The following is a 25,656-nucleotide window of genomic DNA, read 5'->3' on the forward strand; positions in this document are numbered from 1 at the left end:
AGGGGGTTGATGGCAGGGCAGGGGATGTGCTGTTGAACTGCAAAGATATCTTGCCAATACCATATTTCCATGCTCTGGAATAAATTCTTTAAAATCATTGCATTAAAAATGTGATATTTCTGTTTCAGCTGATACCTGGTGTAAAGTGGCGTAGCCATCGCACTAAAATATTTGTAGTAAAATTACATTCGCACTCTGATAAACTTGATCAATGTCAATTTTGGCTATTTGGCCCTTTGTTATGATTTCAACAGGCAAAACATTCAGGTAGAAAATAATTGAAAGCTGAATCTCCATTCGATTGTCTCAAGCCCGAAGCCATCGCTGCACTGGCTGAAGACATCACCTATGCCAAAGCTACCAAGCCGGCATACAAGGTCATTCCACTGGCCATCACCGCAGGCGCTTTCATCGCCATCGCATTTATCTTCTACATCACAGTGACTACCGGAACCGGTTCCATGCCTTGGGGTATGGCCAAGCTGGTTGGCGGTCTCTGCTTCTCTCTCGGACTTATTCTCTGTGTGCTGCTCGGTGCCGAGTTGTTCACCTCCACCACCCTGACGCTGGTGGCCAAGGCTGCCAATCGCATCAGCTGGGCTCAGCTGCTCAAGAACTGGGGTCTGGTTTACTTCGGCAACCTGATTGGCGGTCTGCTGATGGTGGCGCTGATCATCGTTTCTGCCGAGTACACGGCCGCAGACGGTCAGTGGGGTCTCAATGCCCTCAAAGTGGCCCAACACAAAATTCACCACACCTTCTTTGAAGCGGTGGCGCTGGGTATCCTCTGTAACCTGATGGTATGTCTTGCTGCCTGGATGGCTTTTGGAGCCCGCAGCGCGACTGACAAGGTAGTGGTTATGCTGCTGCCGGTTGCTATGTTCGTTGCCTCAGGTTTCGAGCACAGCATCGCAAACATGTTTATGATTCCGGTTGGTATCGCTATCCACAGCGTGGCTAGTCCGGAATTTTGGCAGGCCATCGGCCAGGATCCGGCAACCTTTGCTGACCTGACCGTATCCAACTTCGTCCTACACAACCTCATCCCCGTGACCATCGGCAATATCATCGGTGGTGGCGTGATGGTTGGTCTGACTTACTGGTTTATCTTCCGTCGTCATCATTAAGGATGATTGCGGGATACTACATCAATACCGTGTGAGGTAATGAAAAATGGCAGAACTTAACGAACAGTTCCAAAAAGCATGGGAAGGCTTCGCGGCCGGTGAATGGCAGACCTCTGTCAACACCCGTGACTTCATCCAGAAGAACTACACCCCGTATGAAGGTGACGAGTCCTTCCTGGCTGGCGCGACCGAAGCGACCACCAAGCTGTGGGACAAGGTCATGGAAGGGATCAAAATCGAGAACCGCACTCATGCGCCGGTTGATTTTGATACTGACCTGCCCTCCACCATTACCGCACACGATGCCGGTTATATCGATCAGAGCCTGGAGCAGATCGTTGGTCTGCAGACTGACAAGCCGCTGAAGCGCGCCATCATCGCCAACGGCGGTATCAAGATGGTTAAAACTTCTTGCGAAGTGTACGGTCGTCAACTGGACCCGATGGTCGAGAAGATCTTCACCGAATACCGCAAGACTCACAACCAGGGCGTGTTTGACGTTTACACCAAAGACATCCTGAACTGCCGCAAGTCTGGTGTTATCACCGGTCTGCCGGATGCCTACGGCCGTGGCCGTATCATCGGTGACTACCGTCGTGTTGCCCTGTACGGTGTTGACTTCCTGATGGCCGACAAACTGGCCCAGTTCAAGTCCCTGCAAGCTGACCTGGAAAACGGCGTCAACCTGGAAGCCACCATCCGTCTGCGCGAAGAGATCTCCGAGCAGCACCGTGCCCTGGCACAGATGAAGGTGATGGCTGCCAAGTACGGTTGCGATATCTCCGTACCGGCCAAGAACGCTAAAGAAGCCGTACAGTGGACCTACTTCGCCTACCTGGCGGCAGTCAAGTCCCAGAACGGTGCAGCCATGTCCTTCGGTCGTACCTCCAGCTTCCTGGATATCTACATCGAGCGTGACCTGCAGAAAGGCCTGATCACCGAGCAAGAAGCACAGGAGCTGATGGACCACATGGTCATGAAGCTGCGTATGGTTCGCTTCCTGCGTACTCCGGAATACGATTCACTGTTCTCCGGCGACCCGATGTGGGCGACCGAGACCCTGGCTGGTATGGGCGTTGACGGCCGTACTCTGGTCACCAAGAACAGCTTCCGTATGCTGAACACCCTGTACACCATGGGCCCGTCCCCTGAGCCGAACCTGACCATCCTGTGGTCCGAGAAGCTGCCGGTCGGTTTCAAGAAGTACTGTGCCAAGGTATCCATCGAGACCTCTTCCGTTCAGTACGAGAACGACGATCTGATGCGTCCGGATTTCAACAACGATGACTACGCCATCGCTTGCTGTGTATCCCCGATGATCGTTGGTAAGCAGATGCAGTTCTTCGGTGCTCGTGCCAACCTGGCCAAGACCATGCTGTATGCAATCAACGGTGGTATGGACGAGAAGCTCAAGATCCAGGTCGGTCCGAAAACCGAGATGGTCAAGTCCGAGTACCTCGACTACAACGACGTAATGGATCGTCTGGACCACTTCATGGATTGGCTGGCCAAGCAATACGTTGCTGCGCTGAACATCATCCACTACATGCACGACAAGTACAGCTACGAAGCCTCTCTGATGGCGCTGCACGACCGTGACGTATATCGCACCATGGCGTGTGGTATCGCTGGTCTGTCTGTAGCGGCTGACTCCCTGTCTGCCATCAAGTACGCCAAGGTCAAGCCGATTCGTGACGAAGATGGCGTTGCCATCGACTTCGAAATCGAAGGCGAATACCCGCAGTTCGGTAACAACGACGCTCGCGTCGATGATATCGCCTGTGACCTGGTTGAGCGCTTCATGAAGAAGATTCAGAAGCTGAACACCTACCGTGGTGCTGTTGCTACCCAGTCTGTTCTGACCATCACCTCCAACGTGGTATATGGCAAGAAGACCGGTAACACCCCGGATGGCCGTCGTGCTGGTGCTCCGTTCGGTCCGGGTGCAAACCCGATGCACGGTCGTGACCAGAAAGGTGCTGTTGCTTCCCTGACTTCCGTAGCCAAGCTGCCGTTCGCTTACGCTAAAGATGGTATCTCCTATACCTTCTCCATCGTTCCGAACGCACTGGGTAAAGATATGGAAGCCCAGAAAGCCAACCTGGCTGGCCTGATGGACGGTTACTTCCACCACGAATCCAACGTAGAGGGTGGTCAGCACCTGAACGTTAACGTGATGAACCGTGAAATGCTGCTGGACGCCATGGAAAACCCGGAGAAATATCCGCAGTTGACCATCCGCGTATCCGGTTATGCCGTTCGCTTCAACTCTTTGACCAAAGAGCAACAGCAAGACGTCATCACCCGTACCTTCACTGCTTCTCTGTAATCGAGAGATAGTGAGCAAAAACCGGCGCCAAGGCGCCGGTTTTTTTATGCGTGCGATTCAGGGGGAGTAATCATCCCCTGTGAATCGCCTCCAGTTTCATCGCAACCACAACAGTTGTTACTGGGTATTCGAAGAGGATTAAGGGGAGGGGCTCACCAGGATTGACCTAGGCCCCGTCTGTAATGCGATTATGCTTTATTAGCGCTCTAAGGGGATAGGCGGTTGCTTTGCCTGCCATTTCATCAGTGTTGCTATGGCTCGTGGAACAGCTGATCAGGTTTAAGGGGTGAACAGAGGCGCCATCGCGGGTATCAAGCAATACTCATAAGCCTGTGACTATGGAATCATTCTCTGCCTCTGCCTCTGCCTCTGCCTCTGCCTCTGCCTCTGCCTCTGCCTCTGCCTCTGCCTCTGCCTCTGTCTCTGTCTCTGTCTCTGTCTCTGTCTCTGTCTCTGTCTCTGTCTCTGTCTCTGTCTCTGTCTCTGTCTCTGTCTCTGTCTCTGTCTCTGCCTCTCTCAATGCGCAGCTGGGAGGGTGTCTGGTTTAGCCAGCCAGATATGTGTGAAGCTACAAACCCTGCTTGCAGAAACAACAAGGGCTGCACATTGTGCAGCCCTTGTCTCTGGAAAATAGCGGGTTGAGCGCGTTAGCTGGCCCAGGTGATGATGTGATCGATCCATTCACCCGCCTGATCCTCGTGAATGACCTTGCCACGGACGGATTGACCAGCCTGATGCATCGCGGAACGACTGCCGGTCAGCAGAGGATGCCACTCTGGAAGAGCGTCACCTTCAGACAGCAGGCGATATGCGCAAGTTGAGGGGAGCCAATCATATTCGGCGATCTTGTCATGGGTGATCTGCAGACAGTCAGGCTCTTTTTTGAAACGATTGGCGTAATCAGAGCACTGACAGGTCTTGGTGTTAAGCAAATTGCAGGCGACATTGGTGAAAACCAGTTCGTCGGTATCTTCATCGATCAGCTTGTTGAGGCAGCATTTTCCGCAACCATCGCAGAGGGATTCCCATTCGGATTCAGTCATCTGCTGCAGACTCTTGGTCTGCCAAAAGGGGGCTTGCATCATACCGCTCACTTATTACACCTGATAAAACGCGTGGTTATACCCCTTGTTACCCGGTATTTCAAGGAGAGGGTCACTCCGGTGGGCAAATTGTCGTGATCAGCTCAAATGAATGCAATGACTTTCAGCCTCATCATATTGCTCAAACGGGTTCGCTGGTGGGCAGGAAGTCCCGCAGGTTTGAATACTTGGGCTGCATGATTGTCCAGTTCAGGTTTTATTTTCTGCTTCTTTATCCGTTACATCTTTTGATGTTTGTCTGCTTGCAGCAAGCAGGGTCAAATGATCTCCGATGCCTACCGTCAGGCTGTTGCACGCTTGTCTTTCAAATAAAGCCGCTGGCCACATATTGTTTGCGCCCTTCTGTCACTGCGACCCGCGGGAGAGCCTGCGTAGGCGTTCGTTTTTTGTCTTAATGGTTGAGATAGATATCTTGCTCTGCATAGGCCAGCAGAGGTGTGCCGAGGTTAGTCCGTTTCGCGCCAAAGAAGCGGGTGAGTACACCAGATTGCTGTCCCAGTCGCTGCAGCTTGACGTGATCCAGCTCGATCTGCTCGGGTAGCCAGGTAAATACGGCGGCGCAGTGACCATTGCCCAGACTGCGCTCCAGGGTTTGCTGCCAGTTCTTGATTTTGGGGCTATGTACCACCAGCACTCTCTTGGGATCGATACCTCGCTCTTCCAGACGGCTGACTGTGGGGCGTCCCGGCGGGGCGATCAACAAGATCCAGCCGGTATGAGCCTCCCCAAGCTTGGTCAGCTCGCTCAGAAACTGATCATCAGACTGGATAGTCACACCATAATGAGCCAACTCCGCTTTGCAGGCGGTTCTGGTTGGCCAGGGCTTGCTCATGACACGATTCATCGCAAAGGGCAGTGAGTGCAGGGGCTGGTTCATATATGGGGTTCCTGTATGAATATCCAAGCTGTATGTGCATACAGTAGTTCTATCCTGTGGCAGTGACAAGGTGTTTTTGCTGAAAAATGTGATGGTGTTGGCATGTGTCGTTAGTAAGGTTATGTTTTTAAACACTATTTAATATAAAGCTGGTTGGGTATTTTTCGTACTATGGACAAATCTTGCGTAACCGCCCATGGTTATACAGGTCATTTACAGGAGGTGCCGCCATGGATATCAGTACCTTGCAACGTCTTGATGCCAACATCTTGCTGGGCATCATCAATGAGAAGCTAAGGCTTGAGTGTGACGGGTTGGAGGAGCTGCTGGCCTATTACGATATGAGTGAAGAGCAGTTGGCAGGACGTCTGGATCAGATTGGGTACCATTACGATCCATTGAGTAATCAGTTCAAGGCACATCTTTAAGGGTGCAATGATTGCTTCATATTTATACGGTAATTTTTCAGGCACATTGAAACCGGTTTCAATGTGCCGTCTTGCTGCCTATTTTCAGGGATTTTCAAGGCTTGGCAATCTCTGAAAACCTATTCATGCCAGAATATTTTTATTGTTTCATTAAGCTTATGATAATAAAGGGAATGTTTGTTTTGGTGCGATCAATTAAAGGAAAGGGTTTTCAAGCTTTTCAGGCTGTTTTTATCGGTTAAAGTGTGACTTGCGTTAACTTTTAATTCTGCCGCTTTAGTTAGTATTCTCACGCCGGTACATATTTTGAGATAACAACAGCGCCGGTCCCGCAAGCGGGATAACAATTTTATTTGTAACGAAGGAATATGGTTTATGGCTACCAAGAAGAAGACAGACCAGGATCTCCAACTGGATAAAGATCAGCTCAAGGCGAGTATCGTGCGTCACCTGCGTTCTACCTTGGGAACAAGCGAACAGAAAGCCTCTCCCGAAGCGTGGTGGAAAGCCACTGCTGCGGCTGTCAATGAACAGGTGTACGAGCGCCTGACCCGCACTCAGCAGACTCATTTCAAGAAAGATACTCGTGCGATTCACTATCTCTCTGCTGAATTCCTGATGGGACGATTGACTTCCAACAACCTGCACAACCTCTCCCTCTACAAGACTTGCGAAGAGGCGCTGGGCGAACTCGGTCTGGAACTGACCGACCTGTGCGAACAAGAGCCGGACATGGCACTTGGCAACGGCGGCCTGGGTCGTCTGGCTGCCTGCTTTATCGACTCGCTGGCCACTCTGAACTATCCGGCGGTTGGTTACGGTATCCACTACGAACACGGTCTGTTCCGTCAGGAAATTCAGGATGGTCGCCAGATTGAGCGCCCAGACTCCTGGCGTGAATATGGCAACCCCTGGGAGATCTGCCGTCCCGAGTCGGTGCAAGAAGTGCCGCTCTATGGCTACGTCGAGACCGTGTTTGGTGACAATGGCGGCCTGAAGAAGGTATGGCACGCCGGTCGCAAGATTAAAGGGGTGCCTTGGGATATTCCGGTGGTCGGTTTTGGCGGTCACACCGTCAACATCTTGCGTCTGTGGGAATCCCGCGCCTCCGAGTTTTTCGACTGGGACGTGTTCAACGCCGGTGGTTACATCGACTCCCAGGCTGAGAAAGCCCAAGCCGAGACCATCTCCAAGGTGCTGTATCCGAACGATGAGACCGATGCAGGTAAAGAGCTGCGTCTGATCCAGCAGTACTTCTTCTGTGCTTGCTCCATCAAGGACATCATGCGCCGCTACAAGCGGGTCCATGGCAGTGACTTCAGCAACTTTGCCGCGCAAATTGCCATTCAGCTTAACGATACTCACCCGACTGTCGCCATCCCGGAACTGATGCGGGTGCTGGTTGACGAGGAAGATCTGAACTGGGATGCCGCTTGGGCTATTTGCTATCAGGTCTTCTCTTATACCAACCACACTCTGCTGCCGGAAGCGCTGGAGAAGTGGTCGGTCAGCCTGTTCGAGAAAGTACTGCCTCGCCATCTGGAGGTGATTTACGAGATCAACGCTCGCTTCCTGAACGAGTTGGTGGAGCCCAAGTGGCCGGGCAACGACGCCATCAAGGCCAAGCTCTCCATCATCGAAGAGGGGGCCGTGCGCAAGGTTCGCATGGGCAACCTGTGCGTGATCGGTTCGTCCAAGGTGAACGGTGTGGCCGAGATCCACTCCAAGCTGGTGAAGGAAGATCTCTTCCCCGAGTATGCCGAGCTGTGGCCGGAAAAAATGTGCAACGTGACCAACGGGGTAACCCCGCGTCGCTGGCTGCTGGCCTGCAACCCGGAGCTGGCGGGTCTCTACAACGAAGTGGTGGGCAAGGAGTGGCCGCTGCAACTGGACAAACTGCGTGGCGTGGTGAAATTTGCCGACGACAAGGCGTTCCAGCAGCAGTTCATGACCATCAAACGTCATAACAAAGAGAAGCTGGTCAAGGTCATCAAAGACGAAACCGGTATCGATGTCAGTGCCGAGGCGATCTTTGACGTTCAGATCAAGCGTCTGCACGAGTACAAGCGCCAGCAACTGAACCTTATTCACATCATGGCACTCTATCGTCGTCTGCTGGCCAACCCGGACTATGACATGCATCCGCGTGTGTTTATCTTCGGCTCCAAAGCGGCGCCCGGTTACAAGCTGGCCAAAGACATCATCTATGCCATCAACAAGCTGGCGGATCGGGTCAACAACGATGCTCGTATCCAGGGCAAGCTGAAAGTGGTGTTCATGCCGAACTACCGCGTGAGTCTGGCCGAGAAGTTGATCCCGGCGGCAGATGTCTCCGAGCAGATCTCTACTGCTGGTTACGAAGCATCCGGTACCGGCAACATGAAGATGGCACTCAACGGTGCAATTACCATCGGGACGCTGGATGGGGCCAACATCGAGATCGCCGAAGAGGCGGGTGCCGAAAACTGTGCCATCTTCGGTCTGAACGTGGACGAAGTGAAGTCGCTTAAGGCGCGCGGTTACAACCCGTACGACTTCTACTATGCCAACTCCGAGCTCAAAGCCGTGCTGGACTGGTTTGATACCGACTACTTCACGCCGGGTCGTCCGGGTGAGCTGGCCTCCATCAAGCGCTCCTTGCTGGAAGGGGGAGACCCTTACCTGACCCTGGCGGACTTCCAGTCCTACTCGGATGCACACAAGCTGATCGATACCTGGTATCGGGATCCTGCGCTGTGGGCGAAGAAGGCCATCATCAACTCGGCCACCATGGGCAAGTTCAACTCCGACCGCTCTATTCAGGACTACGTGGATCGGATCTGGGATCTGCAGGCCTGCAACATCGGCTAAGCGGATTCATAAATGAGAAAACCCCCGCAATACGGGGGTTTTTGTTTATTGGGGGGGAGGTGGATCAGAGGATATCGCCAACGAAGTAGGCCAGCAGGGCGAGCAACACGGTAAAGACCACGTTCAGAGCCATACCGGCTTTCATCATCTCCCTCTGGCGGATGTGGCCACTGGCAAAGACGATGGCATTGGGCGGCGTGGCGACCGGCAGCATAAAGGCACAGGAGGCACCGATAGCGATCAACACCGACATCACCACAGGTGATACACCCAGCGCCTCGGCGACACCGGCAAACAGGGGAACCAACAGCGCGGCGGTGGCGGTGTTGGAGACCAGCTCGGTCAGGAACACTACGAAGGCGGCCAGCATAAGCAACACAACAAAAATGTTGGCGTTGGAGAGTACGGCCGACAGATGGCTGGCCAGGAATGCGCTGGTACCGGTAGCCTTGAGAATGGCGCTCAGGGTCAGGCCGCCGCCAAACAGCATCAGCACGCCCCAGTCGGTGTTCTGGTTGACGTCATCCCAGCTGGCGACACGGCTGACCACGATGGCCACTATGGCGCCCATGGCAATCAGGGTGTCGAGTTGCGGAATACCGCCAAAGGCGTTGGAGATGGGTTGTGAGCCGATCCAGAGCACAACGGTGGTCAGGAAGATTGCCAGCGTCACTTTACGCTCGCGGGTCCAGTTGATGGTGACATCCTGGATCTCGACGCGGTGGCTGAGACGCGGGCGGGTTACCAGATAGAGCAGGGCAATGCCGCAGGGCATCAGGATCAGCACGACTGGAACACCGAATTTCATCCAGTCAGTGAAGCCAATCCCCATCTGGGCGGCTGCGATGGCGTTGGGTGGGCTACCCACCAGGGTACCGATGCCGCCGATACTGGCGCTGTAGGCGATCCCCAGCAATACGAAGACGAAGGTGGCGCGCTCTTTTTTGCTATCGAGGCGTGCCAGCATACCGATCGCCAGTGGCAGCATCATGGCGGTGGTAGCGGTGTTGCTGATCCACATCGACATGGCGGCTGTGATGGTAAAGAGCAGGATGACGCCCCAACCCAGATGACCATTGGCCAGGTGCATCACCTTGCCTGCCATCAGGGTATCCAGTCCCTGTTTGGAGAGGGCTGCCGCGAGGGCGAAACCGCCAAAAAAGAGGAACAGGATCGGGTTGGCAAAATCGGTGAGGGATTTGCTCATGTCAAACACCCCGAGCACGGTAGCCAGCAGGGGTACCAGCAGCGCGGTGATGGTGACGTGCAGCGCTTCGGTCAGCCAGAGGATGGCAATAAAGACCAGAATGCCCAGCCCCTTGTTGACCATGGGGTCAAACGGGAGCCAGGCGAGCATGGCACAAAGTAGCAAAACATCCAGGATGACGATCCCTGATTTGATGTCCAGCCAGCGAGATGGAGCAGAGGGTACAGCTGATGTGTGCATAATGTTCTCTCGGTTAATTTATGGTTGTTTTTGTGTTGCCGAGATTACATCCATTCACTTGTTTGAAACAGACTCACATGTTGAAAATCAGCCTCTACTCACATACTCATTGATAAAAATGAGGAAATGAACACATAAATAAAACATGTGCGAAATATAAATCAAACATCCATGAACTGTTCCAGCCATTGCTTGAACATGCTCTTGGGCAAGGAGCCATTTATTTGGTTCACCAGTTTGCCCTGTTTGAAGACCATCAGGGTGGGGATGCTGCGAATGGCGTAACGGGCGGCAATGGTGATCTGTTGCTCGGTATCGACTTTGACAAAGCGCATCCGTGGTTCGAGTTCATGGGCAACCTCATGAAATACCGGAGCAAACTGCTGGCAGGGGCCGCACCAGCTGGCCCAGAAATCGACCACGACCGGGATATCTGAGTTGATCAGGGTATCGAAGTTATCCGCCTTCCCGAGGCAAGGGGTCTGGCTGAACAGGAGGGCTTTGCAGCGCCCGCATTTGGCAGATGTATCGATATGGGTAACGGGCAGGCGGTTCCTGGTAAAGCAGTGGCTACAATAAGTAGTGATAAATGACATAATTGGTTCCTTCTAAATCAGCTCTGGCCGGGGATATGATGAGAAGCCAGAATGAAGCAATCGCGAAACAATAGCGAAATATCAGAGCAATAACGGTAACACAGTGCCCAGCGGGAGTGGATAATTCCCCCAGGGGTCATTGCCTGACCGGATAATTCAGCGACCACCAGATGAGAGTCGAGACGGGATGAATAAAGGATCACGGAAAAACCGTGCTGTGCCAGGGCTGATCGTTGCCTTGCTGCTCGCCTTTTCGGGCTACTGCTGGCAGTCGCTCAGTCAGCAGCAACAGGCCCACGACCTGAACGACGCGGCCGAGGTGGTGCTGAACCGGATCAACGCCGATACCGTCTATCTGCTTGGGCGGGAGAAGGCCAATGACAGCAATGTCCAGCAGCGACTGAACCAGTTATCCATCACCCTTGACGGTTTTGTACGGGAAGTCAGAAGCGATCCCGAGCTGGTGCAAGACGACCTTTCCCAGGCTCTGCTTGATGACATGGACACCTATCTGATGGCGCTGGCCAGGCTTCATGCCATTGAGATGGCTATCGAGTACCTCAATGCGCCCCTGCAGGCCCAGATTAAAAAGGTGCGGGGGATAAGCCCGTCAGACAGTGCGCTTCATCGCGACCTGGAGGAGCTGGCGCAACTGAGCAACTATCTGCAGCGCAGTTGGGACAAACGTGAACAGACTACGCTGGACCAGCTGCAACAGCAGTTGCAATCCCGTTATGGCAACTTGCCGGAGATCGCTACCCTGATCCGCCTGAGCAAGGAGATGAGCCAGCAGGTGATTGCCTATCACACCTTGCGTTACCAGCTCATCGACATGCATGTGATCGAGAGTCTGGTGCGCTGGAAACTCGACAAGCTGGAGCGCGCCTCCTCTTTGATGAACCGCTTCTATCTGATGGTGCTGTGCGGGGCTTTGATCTGCTTTGCGCTGGTGGCCTTCACCCTGTGGCGCCGCAATCAGAAGCTGAGCGAGTTGTCGCGCCAGACCGGCTTGCTGGCCCAGGCCAAAAGCGATTTTCTGGCCAACATGAGCCACGAGATCCGCACCCCCATGAATGCCATCATAGGTTTTAGCTCGCTGGCACTGCAGACCGAATTGGATCAACAACAGCGGGACTATCTGGGCAAGATCAAATCCTCATCCGATACCCTGCTGCTGCTGATCAACGACATCCTTGATTTGACCAAGGTGGAGTCCGGCAAGCTGACGTTGGAGGAGATCGACTTCGATCTCAGTGAGCAGCTCGATTCGCTGGCGGGCATGTTTGCCGATCTGGCGGAGCGCAAACACGTGGAAGTGGTTATTCGCAAGTCACCGGAGGTGCCGGTCTTCTTGCGTGGGGATCCCTTGCGATTGGGACAAGTGCTGGTCAATCTGGTGAACAACGCCATCAAGTTTACCGAACGCGGTGAAGTCGAAGTCTGCATCGAGCTGGCCAATCCTCACCCAATGCGGATCCGCTTCAGTGTGCGCGATACCGGCATCGGCATTGCCGAAGAGAAGCAGACCCAACTGTTTCAGGCGTTTACCCAGCTGGAGGCGGGCAATACCCGCAAATATGGCGGCTCGGGGCTCGGGCTCAATATCTCCCAGCGGCTGGTGGAGCTGATGGGGGGGCGGATCACCGTAGAGAGCAAGCCTGGCGTCGGCTCTCTGTTCAAGTTCGATATCCCGATGGCGCAGGCGGTCTACGGCGTGGCTGGACGGAAAGTCTTCTTCGAGAACCAGCCGCTGGTGATGGTGATGGATGACAACGAACTGGTGCTGGATCTGGCCCGGGACATTCTGACTCGCGCGGGAGTGCGAGTGCTGCCGGTTAACTCCCTTTCCCGCGCCCGTCAGCTGCTCCGTGAAGAGGGACCGAATCTGCGGTTGGCGATCCTCGACTGGCGCATGGGTCAGGAGGATGGGCTCGATCTGGCGCTGGAGATGTATCAGCACAGCCAGTGGCGGCGGATCCCCATCCTGATGATCAGTGCCTGGGCCAGAGAGGGGCTACACGCCCGGATGGATAACATGGGGCTGACCCATTTTCTGCCCAAACCGATGACCGAAAATGCCCTGCTGGCCAAGGTGGACGAGCTGCTCAACGGCAGCTCCTACGAGCTCAACCTGCGCAAGGCCGAGGCACAGGGGGATCAGCAACACTTCAAATCCCTGTTGCAGGGTACCCGAGTGCTGTTGGCGGAAGACAACCGGGTCAATCAGCAGCTCATCATTGAGTATCTGCGGCGCGTCGATGCGGTGGTGTGTGTGGTCAGCAATGGTCGGGAGGCGGTGGAGCGGGTCGCCGAGCAGCCTTTTGACGTGATCCTGATGGATTTGCAGATGCCGGTGCTGGACGGACTCGATGCCACCCGCCAGATCCGCAAGATGGTCGACAAACACGATGTGCCCATCATTGCCCTCACCGCCAGTGCCATGCCCGGTGACAAGGAGCGTTGCCTGGGGGTGGGGATGAATGGCTATGTCACCAAGCCGGTGAGCAAGCTGGATCTCTACAACAACCTGCTGCAGTGGGTAAAGCCGCAAGGGGTGGAGCAGGCGGGGATCATGGAGGTGAAACCGCCGGATATGATCGGGATCCTCGATCTGCAGGATGCACTCAAGCGGCTGGAGCAGGACAAGGAGGCGTTGCAGATCCTGTTCAAGCTGTTCATGTCGGAGCACAAGGACGATCTGTGGGAGATCCGCTCCGCCCTGCGCCGTCAGCAGCCCGAGGTGGCCAGCAAGCTGCTGCACACCCTCAAGGGGGTGTCTGCCAATATCTCGGCGTCCCGTCTGCAATTGGTGGCTGGCGAGCTGGAGTGGCGCCTGCGGCAAAACGAAGTGCTGAGCGAGACGGATCTGGAGCAGTTGCAACAGGTCTTTAGCCAGACCCGGGAAGAGGTGTCACACTTCCTGTTGACCGGTGAGCAGCATGAAAATTCGTATAATCCCTATTCATCAGGGGATGATCGCATGTCACAGTGAATTAAATAGTAATTATTCTCAACCATCCCGGTTCGGGATATGATGAGCTTTCGTTCGAATCGCCTCCAGCCGGAGGCGATTGTTTTCATTCTTCTATTTCTGCGTGGCTTCTCTGATGGCCGCTCCTTGGAGCGGTCACGGGCAGAGAGCGCTAAAGGTTGGTGGTGTGAGCGTATTTCTACGATTGAGCTGGTTTTTCAAGGAGCAGTGGCCCCGTTATCTGGCCGCCATCTCCCTGCTGCTGATGGTGGCCCTGTTGACCGTTATTCCGCCCAAAGTGGTGGGCTGGGTGGTGGATGGCATCACCAGGGGTGGTCTCGACAATGGTACCCTGATGCGCTATCTGGCGGGGCTGTTTGGTCTGGGTGTGCTGATTTATCTGCTGCGCTACGTCTGGCGGGTGATGCTGTTTGGTGCCTCTTACCGTCTGGCCTATGTGTTGCGCAATCGCCTTTTCAGCCATTTCACCCGGATGAGCCCCGATTTTTATCAGCGCCACCGTACTGGCGATTTGATGGCCCATGCCACCAATGACATTCAGGCTGTGGAGATGACCGCTGGCGAAGGGGTGCTGACTCTGGTGGACTCCATCATGGTCGGGGTATTGGTGCTCTCCATCATGTGCAGCCAGTACTCCTGGCAGTTGACGCTGGTCTCCTTGCTGCCGCTGCCGGTGATGGCCTATTTCATGAACCGCTTCGGCACCCAGATCTATACCCAGTTCAAGGCGGCGCAAGGGGCCTTCTCCAGGCTCAACAACAAGACCCAGGAGGCCCTTTCCGGCGTGCGGGTGTTGAAATCCTATGCGGTTGAATCGCTGGAAGATGAAGGCTTTGCCGAGCTGACCAAACAGGCGGGGGAGCGCAATATGGCTGTGGCCCGCATCGATGCCAAATTCGATCCGGTCATCTATCTCTGTATCGGTTGCTCCTACTTCCTCGCGGTGGCGGGGGGCAGTGTGCTGGTGCTGCGCGATGAGTTGACCCTGGGTGAGCTCACCAGCTTCACCATGTACCTTGGCCAGCTGATCTGGCCGATGTTTGCCATCGCCTGGCTGTTCAACATCATCGAGCGGGGCAGCGCCGCCTACTCCCGTATCGAAAGCCTGCTGGGGGAGCGTAGCGATATCGAAGAGCCCGCCCAGCCTGCCGCGTTTACCTCTGCCTTTCCTTTGCAGATCAAAGGGGTGAGCTATCAACTTGAGCAGCGCACCCTGCTTGCGGATATCGACGTTACCCTCAAGCAAGGGGGGATGCTTGGGGTGGTGGGGCGCACCGGGGCAGGCAAGAGCTCCCTGCTCAAGCTGTTGATGCGCCTTGCCAATCCGACTCACGGTTCGATAGCCATGGGGGGCGTACCGATTGACCAGTTGCCGCTCGCCACACTGCGCAGCCAGTTTGCCTATGTGCCGCAGGAGCCATTCCTGTTTTCCACCACTATCGCCGCCAATATTGCCCTCGGCAAACCCGATGCGAGCCGCGAGGAGGTCGAACGGGTGGCGCGCATTGCCTGTGTCCACGATGATATTGTGCGTTTCCCCAAGGGCTATGAGACCGAGGTGGGGGAGAAAGGGGTGACCCTCTCCGGCGGTCAGAAACAGCGGCTGGCCATTGCCCGCGCCCTGCTGCTGGATGCGCCCATTCTGGTGCTCGATGATGCGCTCTCGGCGGTGGATGCCCACACTGAGCAGCAAATTCTGCATGCCCTCAAAGCCCATCGTCGCACCCTGATCCTGGTCAGCCATCGCATGACGGCGGTGGAGCAGGCCGACGAGATCCTGGTGCTGGAGCAGGGGACCGTTAGCGAGCGGGGTCATCACGGTGCCCTGATGGCGCACAATGGCTGGTATGCAGATATGGTGCGTTACCAGCGTCTCGAAGAAGCGGTGGAGGAGAGCCTGTGAATCCGACCATTAAACGACTGCTCGCCTACTGCGCCCAGTATCCTCGCTGGCTTATTCAGGCGGGGATCTGTTTGCTGCTTGCCACCGGCGCCGAAGTGGCCGGACCGCTGCTGATCAAGCTTTTTATCGATGACTATCTGGCGCCTCGCAATATCGTGCTGCCCACCATAGCCCTGATTGCAGCGGGCTATCTGGGTTTGCAGGTGCTGTCGGCGGCGGGCTTCTATTTGCAATCCCTGCGCTTCAATCGCATTGCTCAGGCGGTGGTGCAAACTTTGCGCGAGCAGGTATTTGCTACCGCCATCCGTTTGCCGGCCCGCTACTTTGACAAGCATCGCTCCGGCTCGCTGATTTCCCGCATCACCAACGACACCGAGGCGATCATGAACCTCTATGTGCAGGTGATTGGCTTGCTGGTGCAAAAGGTGGTGCTGTTGTGCGGCATCCTCATCTCCATGGCGCTGCTGGATCTGCGGCTGATGCTGGTCTGCTCCCTGTTGCTGCCCGCCGTGGGCGGGGTGATGTGGCTCTACCAGAAACTGAGTGTGCCAGTGGTGCGAGCGACTCGCAGCCTGCTCTCCGACATCAACAGCCGCCTCAACGAGTCGCTGCAGGGGATGCCGGTTATTCAGGCGATGGTGCAGGAGCGCCATTTCGCCAAGGCCTTTGCCGAGGTGAACCAGCAGCACTGGTCGGCACGGATCAAGAGCCTCAAGATCAACGGCATTTTGCTGCGCCCGCTCATTGATCTCTTCTACATGATGGTGCTGATCGGTCTGTTGGCGCTGTTCGCCCATGAGGGGGTGAGCCACGCCGGTGCCATTCAGGTGGGGGTGCTCTACGCCTTTATCAGCTATCTGGGGCGGATGATCGAGCCGCTCATCGAGATGACCAACCAGCTCAACCAGCTGCAGCAGGCGATGGTGGCGGGGGAGCGGGTCTTTGCCCTGCTCGATGAAACCCGCGAGAGCACCGAGGGCGAGCTGCGCCCGCTGGAAGGACGGGTCAGTTTCGAGCGGGTGAGCTTCTCCTACGATGGTGAGCAACAGGTGCTGCGGGAGGTCAGTTTTTCCGCAAAACCGGGCCAGATGCTGGCACTGGTGGGCCATACCGGCAGCGGCAAGTCCACCATCATCAGCTTGCTGATGGGCTTCTATCCGCTGGATCAGGGGCAGATCCGCTTCGATGATCACGCACTGGATACCCTGTCGCTGGCGGCGGTGCGCCGCAGCATCGGGCTGGTGCAGCAAGATCCCTTTATCTTCGTCGGCACCCTGGCGGAGAACCTGCGTCTCGGCCGCGCCGGAATAGACGAAGCGCGGCTCTGGCAGGCGTTGAGCGAGGTGCAGCTGGCCGAGTTTGTGCGCAGCTTGCCACAGGGGATCAACACCTTGATGGAGGAGGGGGGCAAGAACCTCTCCGCCGGCCAGCGGCAACTGCTCTCCTTTGCCCGCGCGCTGGTGGGGGATCCGCGCATCCTCATTCTGGATGAAGCGACGGCCAGCGTGGACTCCCAGACCGAGCTGGCGCTGTCGCAGGCGATCTCTGCTGCCCGTCGTGGCCGCACTACCATCGCCATCGCCCACCGCCTCTCGACCATCGTCGATGCGGACGAGATCCTGCTGCTCTCCCGTGGTCAGGTGAATGAGCGGGGTACCCATGGTGAGTTGATGGCCCTCGGCGGTCACTATGCCCAGCTGTTCGAGATGCAGAGCCAGGGGGCTTGGTTGGAAGAGAAGCGCGCCTGAGCGACACATTTGCTGTAACGGCGACATGAACGAAAAGAGGGAACCGGTGCGGTTCCCTCTGTTTTTTTGCGTTGGGCAAAGGTCGTAACCGTGATCCCTGTGCTTGTCGAATGGCGCAGATGCAGGCAACATGTTGTTTACATTAACTCATCGGATCAGTTCGCATATGGATTTGCAACGCTTCAAAGCCAATCTGGCGCTTCGGCTGTTTGCCTGGCGCTATATTCCCGTCATCGGGTTTTGTGCCCCGATCATCGAAGAGATGAACGCCAAAGCGCTGCGCATTCGCATTCCCCTTGGCTGGCGTACCCGCAACCATCTGGGCAGCATGTATTTTGGCGCGCTGGCGACCGGCGCCGATCTGGTAGGTGGTCTACTGGTGATGGAGAAGGGGCGGCAGCGGCGCAAGAAGGTGCACTTCGCCTTCAAGGATGTGCAGGGGGAGTTTTTGAAACGACCGGAGGGGGATGTGCAGTTCGACTGCGCAGCGGGGGAGGAGATTGACGCCATGATCGACGAATCGCTGGCAAGCGGTCAGCGCATCAATCGCCCCATCCAGGTGGTGGCCACCTGTCCGTCATTGAACGGGGATGAGGCGATGGCGCGTTTTGTGCTGACCCTGTCGATCAAGGCCAGCTAGCGGGTTGCCGGACAGTGGCTCCCCAAGACGGGATTAGCCAATCTCCGGGCTGACGCCCTCTTTCACCACGACCTTCATGCCGTTGAAGTTGACCACCTGTTCGGCCACGATCTTGCAGCGCTTGCGAGTCTCGACCTGACCGTCCACCTCGACCAGCCCTTCGGCAACGAGGGCTTTGGCGGCGCCGCCACAATCGGCCCACCCCTGATGTTTGATAAGGTCACACAAGGCAACGAAGGGGTGACCTTCGAGCAGAAACGTCTCCATGGGAAATCCTCTAGATGGATGAATGCCGGATACAGCAGGGCGACTATTTTAGGCAGTTCGCTCAGGCAAAGAAAGGAAGAGGGACTACTCGCTGTGAAAAAGTGGCCGATTGTTCTTGAGGTGGCGCTTTCGCAAGTCCTGATGGAGAGGTGAGAGGGCCAACCGTGACGTATCGTGACGCACCTCGTCCCTGCTGGTGTGCCCACACTCTCCCCTGACTGTTAGGATCGGGCCACTCTCTATGGCCCAAGGAACTTCCCATGACACTCTCCCGCCTGCTGCTGGCATGCAGCGCCCTTACTCTGTGCGGTGTCGCGCAGGCCAGTACTCCGGTGCAGGTCTCGTTGCCCGGGGTCAATTTGCCCGCGTCCCATCAGGTGGAAGGGGCGCGCGCCTCGCTGCTCTACGGTCGGACCGGTCAGGTGAAGGGCATTGATCTGCCGATCTTCGCCCTCTCCGATGTGGATCAGTTCAGCGGCCTGCAGCTCGGGGTATTCCTGGGTGCTGGTCGGGTGCGCCACCAGTTTGGCGGGGTCGCCATCAACGCCATCAACTGGCACGAAGGGCAGGATACCGGCGTCAATCTGGGGCTGGTCAACCTGACCAACAATGTACAGGGGCTTAACTGGGGGGCGGTCAATATCGCCAAGGGCAATGCGCTGGCCAACGTCGGCTTCGTCAACTATGCCGAGCGTACCACCTTCCAGATTGGCTTTATCAATGCGACCAAGCACCTCGATGGCTTGCAGATCGGGCTGGCCAACTATGCCGCCAACGGTGTTTTCCCCATTTTGCCGCTGGTGAACTTCCAGAAATCGTTCTGAGTGGGCGGTTCGCTTTGCGTTAAAGGCATCTGCTGATTACCCTGTGCCTCTTGCAACTTGTGACAGGCGAACAGAGGTAATTGATGACGGCAGGGCAAATGAGTGCAATCGGGATCGGCTGGGATGTGCGTGGCTGGCAGGGCAGTGCCCAAGCGGTGGCCGTGGTGGGCTGGCAGGCCGACTCCAACCGCCTGCACTGGCTCGGGGTGTCGCCGCTGTTTCGTCTGAGCTCGCGGGTGGCGCCGGATCTGGCCGCCCTGTTGCGTCCGGCCCTGCAAAACGAGCTGACCCTGATGCAGGTAGAAGCCTGCCCGCAACTGGCGTTCGGTATCGATGCGCCGCTCGCCTTTCCCCGCGCCTTGCGGGATCTGCTCAACGGCCAGCCACATAGCTGCGCCGCTCCCGAGCGGGAGATAGATAACCCCTACGCCTATCGCGACTGCGAGCGCTGGCTGTATCAGCAGTACGGCAAGAAGCCGCTGTCGGCTACCTTCGACCGGCTTGGCAACAACGCCACCCTGGCGCTCTCCATGCTGCCGCGGCTCTCGGATCTGCAACTGGTGCCGACCGTTGCCCCGAAGGCCAGTCGTGCCGTGCTGGAGGTCTATCCGGCATTGGCCAAAGTGGGCGGCAAGGCCTCCCCGGCACGGCCCGAGCTGGCGGCGCTGCTGCCTGCGGATGTGCTGGTCGGCACCGATCGCTACGATGCGGCGCTCTGCGCCCTGATGGCGCTGCAATATGCCGCTGGTGGCAAGGTGACGGTATTGCCTGAGCTGATTTCGCCACCCAGTGACATGCCGTGTGATGAGGGATGGGTCTATCACTTTGCCCGTCATGGCGTTGAGCACAACGGCATGTGATGGACGGTGACGCGGCGGATCATGGCGCCGCTCATCCTGTCGACGCGGGCCAAATGGCGCAAAAAACCTGTCTTTAGTCAGGAAATTGCCTGTTCATCCCGCGCCAAGGTGGCGCATCGTTATCTTCATCCGATATATTGCCCACCTTGCTGATCCTTTGCTGTGGTATTCCCGATGAAATCCGTTCTCTCTATTCAGTCCCACGTGGTCTTTGGTTGTGCCGGCAACAGCGCGGCCGTCTTCCCCATGCGCCGCCTTGGTATGGATGTATGGCCCATCAACACGGTGCAGTTTTCCAACCACACCCAATATGCCCAGGGGTGGCAGGGGATGGCGATGCCGGCGGGTCATATCAGTGCGCTGGTGAAAGGATTGGGCAATATCGAGGTGTTGAGCCAGTGTGACGCCGTGCTGAGTGGCTACCTTGGCTCCGCCGAGCAGGGGGACGAGATCCTGACCGTGGTCAACGCCGTCAAGGCGGCCAACCCCGATGCCATCTACTTCTGCGACCCTGTGATGGGTCACCCGGAGAAGGGGTGCATCGTTGCCCCCGGCGTCACCCGTTTCCTGACCGAGCAGGCGCTGCCGGTGGCCGACATGATGGCCCCCAACCTGCTGGAGCTGGAGACCCTCTGTGATACCCATCTGGCTGATCTGGATCAGACCCGCGCGGCTGCCCATCAGCTGCTGGCCCGCGGCGTCAAGCTGGTGCTGGTCAAGCATCTCGGTCGTGCGGCGCAGGACTCCAGCCGCTTCGAGATGCTGCTGGCAACGCCGCAAGGGGATTATCTGATTGCCCGTCCGCTCTATGACTTTGCCCGCCAGCCGGTGGGGGTGGGCGATCTTATCAGCGCCCTGATGCTGGCCAATTTGCTGGCCGGTCACGATGCGGTCAGCGCGTTCGAGCGCACCAACGCCTCGGTGGATGCGGTGCTGCAGGAGACCTGGCGCCAGCAGGCTTACGAGCTGCAACTCATCGCCGCGCAAGATGCCTTCGCCCTGCCAGAGGTTGCAGTGCGAGCGGTGAAACTGCCCTGATACTGCGCAGGCTTTCGTCTATCTAGACAAGCGATGGGCTGCAGATAAAAAAGGCTTGCCAATGGGCAAGCCTTTTTACTGTTTGCCTATTTAGTGCGGCAAGCAATCAGATGCGGGGATGGCGGAGGCGATAACGCTCAGCCATGGCATTGGCCGCTACCACGGCGGCGTAGACATCCTGTTCACTCACTGTCATCGGCATGTTGCCCATGGTATCGAGGGGATCGCAGGCCAGCTGCGCCACCTTGCGCCACTCGCTTTCATCAACGTGGGTGAGCCCCAACTCTTGCAGTGTCATGGGCAGGCCTGCACAGTCGATGATGCGAAACACCTCATCAAGTTCATGTTGCGGGGCGCGCTCAAGCACAAGTTGGGTCAGCAGGCCGAAGACCACCTTCTCGCCATGCTGGGCACGATGGAGCTCCGGGATCAGTGACATGCCGTTGTTGACGGCATGAGCGGCGGCCAGTCCACCGGCTTCTGCGCCGACCCCGCTGAGGTAGATGGTGGCCTCGATGACCTGCTCCAGCGCCGGAGTCGAGACATGGTGGCGTATTGCATCCATGGCCAGCTCGATGTTCTCACCAAGCAGCTCGTAACAGAGCTGTGCCAGACCAAGGCCAGTGCGTGAAGGACGCTTGCCGACTAGATTGAGTCCGTCTGCCCGATAGCAGGCGCGCGCCTCGAAATAGGTGGCCAGGGCATCGCCAACGCCTGCGGAAAAGAAGCGGGGAGGGGCGGCGGCAATGATGGCCGTGTCAGCCAGCACCACGTCCGGATTTTGCGGCAGGAACAGATAGCGTTCAAATTCACCCGCCTGGTTGTAGATCACTGCCAGCGCCGTACAGGGGGCATCCGTGGAGGCAATCGTCGGGAACAGCACAACCGGACGGCGCAGATAGAAGGCCACGGCCTTGGCGACATCCAGCGTCTTGCCGCCGCCGATCCCGACAATCACGTTCGCACCATATTGCTCTGCAAGGTGGGTCAGGCGGTGGATCTCCTGTTCGGTGCATTCGTAGCGAAACTTGTCGACCACTCCCCTGAGACCTGCCTGCAGGAGCCCCGCCAAAGCTTCTTCCCGTACCCGCTCCAGAATGAACTCATCGCTGATGAGCAACGCATAGTCACCAAAATCTTTAACGTGCTCATGGAGTTGCGGGAGAAGGTGTTGACCGATGATGAACTTTTTGGGGGAGGTAACTGTACGGGGCAAAGTGGGCATCCATTATTCCTCAAGGCAGTGAATAACATAAGATTGATTATCAAATGGGTCTCTTACGATACGCCTGATGAGGCAATAGATGAAGAAGAAAAGGGGGGCGTTTTAATCATTAATTAATCTTTCTATTTGTTTGGCTGTATTTTGGGGCGGCGATTGGCGGTGTTGAGGCATACAGGAGCACTGGCCGTATCGTGGCAATCCGTCGCAAGCCAAATTGCTGCAACAAACAGTCACGCGGGCAACAAGCAGGGCCGCTTGGTGCGGCCCTGCTGTATGTGGATAAGAGATAGGGGATGGTCAGAGCGGTTTATAGAAGATGACGGTCGCAGCAAGAGAGCCATCGGCGTTGCGCGCAAAGCTCGGGATCTGGCCCGCCTCCAGATAGCCGAGTTGACGATAGAGGTGGGAGGCCACATCACCGGCGCGAGTATCGAGCACCAGCAGCGAACGGCCCGCGGCATGGGCGCCTTGTTCCATTGCCTGCATCAGCGCATGACCGACACCTTTGCCTCTCGCCGTTTGCAGTACCATCAGTTTTTCCACCTCGGCCCGGTGGCGACCGTTGGCCTTGCCACAGAGCGCGAGCTGAACCGCTCCCACGAGCTGTTGTTGCTCAAGGGCAAGCCACAGCTTTCGGTGACCTGCCACAAGATCCGCTTCAACTCCTTGCCAGTAGCGGGTAGATTCCTCCGTGGTCAGCGGCGGTAAAAATCCGACCGAGGCGCCGCTATCGACACAATCTTGCAGCAGGGTGATGAGCGCACTTTGGTAGGTCGCTGCGCTATTAACTTCCACAATGTCCATCTGACATCCTTGTCGTTGCGTTGCTATGTGGCTGATTGCCACCGTTGGTTCATATGAGGTGGGTACGTATGCTCGCCGCGAGTACGGCTTGTCAGCGGATCAGCCCCTGCTCAACCAGCCAGACAAACAGCAGGCGGGAGACGGGGGAGAGCTCATCGAGGTGAGAGCTGTCGAGCCAGCGCAGTTCGGCAATTTCGGCCGATGCGATCGGGGTGCCGCTCGCTTCGCCGGTGTAACAGCGCAGTCGCACCTCGACTCCTGCCGGTTTGCCATCGGCCTGGGCGCTGAACTCGCAGGCAAAGCGCAGGGTATCGGGCTGCAGGGTGACAGCCAGCTCCTCCTCAATCTCGCGGATCAGCGCCGCCTCGTCGCTCTCGCCCGGTTCCCGCTTGCCGCCTGGGATGTAATAGATGCCCTTGCCGTGGGAGCGGGCGCAGAGCAGTTGCTGATCTTTAAAGGTGAGCCAAGCGAGTTTGTCGATCATCTGTTTTCTCTCCAATGGGGTTGCCGTGATGAGCAGTGGCGCACTCAAGCGCACAGTTGTTTTGCATGCCGGCAGCCTAACAAAGATGAAGTTGAGTCCCAAGGAGAAAGAGGGGAGATGCCGGAAACGCACTGTTTCCAGCGCGGTGACCGCGTAGCTGAATGAGTGCGCAATGGCTGGTTCACCACAGCCTTCTCGTCCCTAAAAAAGCGGACTGGCGCACATCACTACAGGGCCGGACTGGGCGAAGGCGGGGTCCTTGTGGTTTAATCTTGCCACTTTAGCGGTAGTAGGCGACGAGCCTGCTACCTTGCGTTGGCAAGATGCAGGTGAGCAAGATGCAGATAGCAGCAGAGAGCAAGTTTATCGGACTCGGGGTCGCGGGCAATTTCGCCGGTCATCTGGAGCAGGCGGGTGAAGCGTCGGATTTCGTGGCGGTCGTGGTGCGTGACACCACGGCGCCCAAGGCGCTCTTTCCCTTCTTCGTGCCGGGCCATCCGGGTCAGCTCGGGGTATTCCCGTTGAGCGACAAGGCGATCTTCCTGCCGGAAGCGGCGGTCAGTGGTGACGAGAAGGTGCAGATCGAGCCGGAAGTAGCCCTCTGGTGCGAGCTGGAGTATGCCGACAAGCAGGTGGTGGCGATCCATCCCCGCGCCTTTGGCGCCTATAACGACTGCTCCATCCGTCGTCCCAACGCCAAGAAGATCAGCGAGAAGAAGAACTGGGGCGAAGAGAGCAAGGGGCTGGCGGACAAGCTGCTGCCGCTTTCCGGTTTTGCCGCCGGTTGCGAGCTCGATGACTATCGTATCGCCTGCTATCTGGAGCGGGACGGTGAGCTGCACGCCTACGGGGTAGACAGCGCCGCCATCGACTACAGCTACTTCCACGGCAAGCTGCTCGACTGGGCCATCGACAAGTTCAATCATCAGCAGGATGAGGGGCCGGCGGAGCACATTCAGGGACTGCTGGCGCAGGCGGGACATCCTCCCCATGCGCTCATCAGTATCGGTGCCACTCGCTATACCCCGTTTGGCGAGACCCACTTCCTCAAACCGGGCGACACTTCCTGCGTGGTGGTCTACCCGGGCAGCCGTTATAGCGAAGCGGATATTCGCGAAGCGATCCGCAGCCGCAACTTTGGCGCTGATATGTCGGTGCTGCTGCAGGCGGTGCAGGCGCGCTAATCACAGTTGCCAGCGGGAAGATGTCTCTTCCCGCTGGTTATCATATCGAGTCATTTCATGACTATTGTTCCGGTATCCCGGGCCGATTATCCGGCCCTGATCGATCTGTGGGAGGCCTCTGTGCGGGCGACCCACCACTTCCTGCCCGAGGCCGAGATCCTCGCGCTTAAACCGCTTATTCTGGAGCACTACTTCGATGCGGTGACACTGCACAGTGCACGCACAGAAGAGGGGCAGATTACGGGTTTTAGCGGAGTGTACGAGGGCAAGCTGGAGATGCTGTTTGTGGCTCCCGAGGCGCGCGGCAGTGGCGTGGGTCGCTGGCTGGTGGCGCATGCCATCAGCCAGTGCGGCGCGACGCAGGTTGACGTCAACGAGCAGAACGAACAGGCGGTGGGCTTCTATCTGAAGATGGGATTCACCGTGACGGGTCGTTCGCCGCTGGATGGTCAGGGCAAGCCCTATCCGCTGCTGCATATGACGCTGGCGCCGACCTGATCGTGCCTGATGAGGCGCAGTCCCCATAAACCAACGGGGGATGGCATCAGCCATCCCCCGTTTTTTTGATCGTGTTTGTTACTTGCTGGCGACCTTGTTCACCACCTTGATCAGCTGATAGCGCAGGGAGGGGGCATCGGCCGGCACATCGGTGAGCTGCTCCTTGCTGACAGCGAGCTGGTAGCGATAGCCAGGCTCGAACTGGAAACCTTCAATATTCTGGTAGAACAGCGTCCAGGGCTGCTGCTCATCACTGCGAACCTGCATGCACTGCATCGGGCCAACTCCGACGCAATCGACCAGCTGGCTGTTGATATAGAGGGTCTCCCCCTGTGACGGGGCGGGGGCGCTCTGGCAGGCGGTCAGCAGCAAGGCTGCGCTGATAAACAGTGGTTTCATAATGGACTCCTTAACGCGAAAGGGGGCATTAGA

General features: G+C 56.9%; 22 protein-coding genes. 13 read left to right on the plus strand and 9 right to left on the minus strand.

Features of this window, described 5'->3' with window-relative positions; translation table 11 throughout:
- Nucleotides 1–278 precede the first annotated feature (278 nt).
- Both focA and pflB read left to right on the plus strand, forming a co-directional pair.
- Complete coding sequence (focA, locus tag AB5Y73_RS09525) at nt 279–1,127, plus strand: formate transporter FocA (RefSeq protein WP_005333620.1); 849 nt, start codon at nt 279–281, stop codon at nt 1,125–1,127.
- Between the two features lie 46 nt (nt 1,128–1,173).
- Nucleotides 1,174–3,456 carry a formate C-acetyltransferase gene (pflB, locus tag AB5Y73_RS09530; protein ID WP_005352571.1) on the plus strand — a complete coding sequence of 761 codons (2,283 nt, stop codon included), beginning with the start codon at nt 1,174–1,176 and terminating at the stop codon, nt 3,454–3,456.
- Between the two features lie 647 nt (nt 3,457–4,103).
- Here the strand turns inward: pflB and AB5Y73_RS09535 are convergent.
- Together AB5Y73_RS09535 and AB5Y73_RS09540 are read right to left on the minus strand one after the other, a co-directional pair.
- Nucleotides 4,104–4,538, minus strand: a complete 435-nt coding sequence (locus AB5Y73_RS09535) for a YcgN family cysteine cluster protein (protein ID WP_005352569.1) — start codon at nt 4,536–4,538, stop codon at nt 4,104–4,106.
- Between the two features lie 412 nt (nt 4,539–4,950).
- On the minus strand, nt 4,951–5,436 hold the full coding sequence (locus tag AB5Y73_RS09540) for a cell division inhibitor (RefSeq protein WP_005333614.1): 486 nt from the start codon (nt 5,434–5,436) through the stop codon (nt 4,951–4,953).
- Nucleotides 5,437–5,666: 230 nt separating this feature from the next.
- Between AB5Y73_RS09540 and AB5Y73_RS09545 the strand changes: the two genes are divergently transcribed.
- Nucleotides 5,667–5,864 (plus strand): DUF4250 domain-containing protein, encoded by a 198-nt coding sequence (locus AB5Y73_RS09545; protein ID WP_005333612.1) that lies wholly within the window; start codon nt 5,667–5,669, stop codon nt 5,862–5,864.
- 375 nt (nt 5,865–6,239) lie between these two features.
- Nucleotides 6,240–8,714 carry a glycogen/starch/alpha-glucan phosphorylase gene (locus AB5Y73_RS09550; RefSeq protein ID WP_279499566.1) on the plus strand — a complete coding sequence of 825 codons (2,475 nt, stop codon included), beginning with the start codon at nt 6,240–6,242 and terminating at the stop codon, nt 8,712–8,714.
- Nucleotides 8,715–8,778: 64 nt separating this feature from the next.
- Here AB5Y73_RS09550 and AB5Y73_RS09555 read toward each other — a convergent pair whose 3' ends face one another.
- On the minus strand, nt 8,779–10,161 hold the full coding sequence (locus AB5Y73_RS09555) for a DASS family sodium-coupled anion symporter (RefSeq protein WP_005333606.1): 1,383 nt from the start codon (nt 10,159–10,161) through the stop codon (nt 8,779–8,781).
- Between the two features lie 161 nt (nt 10,162–10,322).
- Complete coding sequence (trxC, locus tag AB5Y73_RS09560) at nt 10,323–10,757, minus strand: thioredoxin TrxC (RefSeq protein WP_279499567.1); 435 nt, start codon at nt 10,755–10,757, stop codon at nt 10,323–10,325.
- Between the two features lie 187 nt (nt 10,758–10,944).
- Between trxC and AB5Y73_RS09565 the strand changes: the two genes are divergently transcribed.
- From AB5Y73_RS09565 to AB5Y73_RS09580, 4 genes are all read left to right on the plus strand, one after another.
- Nucleotides 10,945–13,749: a response regulator gene (locus tag AB5Y73_RS09565; RefSeq protein WP_279499568.1), complete on the plus strand. Its 2,805-nt coding sequence runs from the start codon at nt 10,945–10,947 to the stop codon at nt 13,747–13,749.
- Nucleotides 13,750–13,915: 166 nt separating this feature from the next.
- Nucleotides 13,916–15,652: an ABC transporter transmembrane domain-containing protein gene (locus AB5Y73_RS09570; protein WP_120414116.1), complete on the plus strand. Its 1,737-nt coding sequence runs from the start codon at nt 13,916–13,918 to the stop codon at nt 15,650–15,652.
- Nucleotides 15,649–17,400, plus strand: a complete 1,752-nt coding sequence (locus AB5Y73_RS09575; RefSeq protein WP_042083406.1) for an ABC transporter transmembrane domain-containing protein — start codon at nt 15,649–15,651, stop codon at nt 17,398–17,400. Before AB5Y73_RS09570 ends, AB5Y73_RS09575 begins: the two co-directional genes overlap by 4 nt.
- 166 nt (nt 17,401–17,566) lie before the next feature.
- Nucleotides 17,567–18,040, plus strand: coding sequence for a DUF4442 domain-containing protein (locus AB5Y73_RS09580; RefSeq protein ID WP_019446113.1), 474 nt, complete (start codon nt 17,567–17,569; stop codon nt 18,038–18,040).
- Between the two features lie 33 nt (nt 18,041–18,073).
- On the opposite strand, the gene ybcJ is transcribed toward AB5Y73_RS09580, so the two are convergent.
- On the minus strand, nt 18,074–18,307 hold the full coding sequence (gene ybcJ, locus AB5Y73_RS09585; protein ID WP_005361116.1) for a ribosome-associated protein YbcJ: 234 nt from the start codon (nt 18,305–18,307) through the stop codon (nt 18,074–18,076).
- Nucleotides 18,308–18,567: 260 nt separating this feature from the next.
- On the opposite strand from ybcJ, the gene AB5Y73_RS09590 reads away from it, so the two are divergent.
- The 3 genes from AB5Y73_RS09590 (at nt 18,568) to pdxY (ending at nt 21,029) form a co-directional block, all read left to right on the plus strand.
- Nucleotides 18,568–19,131, plus strand: coding sequence for a hypothetical protein (locus AB5Y73_RS09590; RefSeq protein WP_005352548.1), 564 nt, complete (start codon nt 18,568–18,570; stop codon nt 19,129–19,131).
- A gap of 83 nt (nt 19,132–19,214) precedes the next feature.
- The gene (locus tag AB5Y73_RS09595; RefSeq protein WP_279499569.1) at nt 19,215–19,991 is read left to right on the plus strand and encodes a DUF429 domain-containing protein; all 777 of its coding nucleotides are present in this window, start codon (nt 19,215–19,217) and stop codon (nt 19,989–19,991) included.
- 174 nt (nt 19,992–20,165) lie between these two features.
- On the plus strand, nt 20,166–21,029 hold the full coding sequence (pdxY, locus tag AB5Y73_RS09600) for a pyridoxal kinase PdxY (protein ID WP_019446110.1): 864 nt from the start codon (nt 20,166–20,168) through the stop codon (nt 21,027–21,029).
- A 106-nt stretch (nt 21,030–21,135) separates the two neighbouring features.
- Here pdxY and AB5Y73_RS09605 read toward each other — a convergent pair whose 3' ends face one another.
- From AB5Y73_RS09605 to AB5Y73_RS09615, 3 genes are all read right to left on the minus strand, one after another.
- A complete protein-coding gene (locus tag AB5Y73_RS09605) occupies nt 21,136–22,254 on the minus strand; it encodes a glycerol dehydrogenase (protein WP_279499570.1) in 1,119 nt (372 codons plus the stop codon).
- Between the two features lie 297 nt (nt 22,255–22,551).
- Entirely contained in the window at nt 22,552–23,058 is a 507-nt protein-coding gene (locus AB5Y73_RS09610; RefSeq protein ID WP_279499571.1) for a GNAT family N-acetyltransferase, read from the minus strand.
- A 91-nt stretch (nt 23,059–23,149) separates the two neighbouring features.
- Nucleotides 23,150–23,542: an NUDIX domain-containing protein gene (locus tag AB5Y73_RS09615; protein WP_236272498.1), complete on the minus strand. Its 393-nt coding sequence runs from the start codon at nt 23,540–23,542 to the stop codon at nt 23,150–23,152.
- A gap of 338 nt (nt 23,543–23,880) precedes the next feature.
- Here AB5Y73_RS09615 and AB5Y73_RS09620 point away from each other — a divergent pair, with 338 nt between their 5' ends.
- Both AB5Y73_RS09620 and AB5Y73_RS09625 read left to right on the plus strand, forming a co-directional pair.
- The gene (locus AB5Y73_RS09620) at nt 23,881–24,726 is read left to right on the plus strand and encodes a DUF5718 family protein (protein ID WP_103251154.1); all 846 of its coding nucleotides are present in this window, start codon (nt 23,881–23,883) and stop codon (nt 24,724–24,726) included.
- A gap of 57 nt (nt 24,727–24,783) precedes the next feature.
- Complete coding sequence (locus tag AB5Y73_RS09625; protein WP_279499572.1) at nt 24,784–25,224, plus strand: acetyltransferase; 441 nt, start codon at nt 24,784–24,786, stop codon at nt 25,222–25,224.
- Nucleotides 25,225–25,302: 78 nt separating this feature from the next.
- Here the strand turns inward: AB5Y73_RS09625 and AB5Y73_RS09630 are convergent, their stop codons facing one another.
- Nucleotides 25,303–25,623 (minus strand): DUF4377 domain-containing protein, encoded by a 321-nt coding sequence (locus AB5Y73_RS09630; protein WP_270905425.1) that lies wholly within the window; start codon nt 25,621–25,623, stop codon nt 25,303–25,305.
- Nucleotides 25,624–25,656: the final 33 nt, after the last annotated feature.

Origin of the sequence: Aeromonas sp. s7(2024) (assembly GCF_040907825.1) — a bacterium.
GTDB lineage: Bacteria > Pseudomonadota > Gammaproteobacteria > Enterobacterales > Aeromonadaceae > Aeromonas > Aeromonas veronii.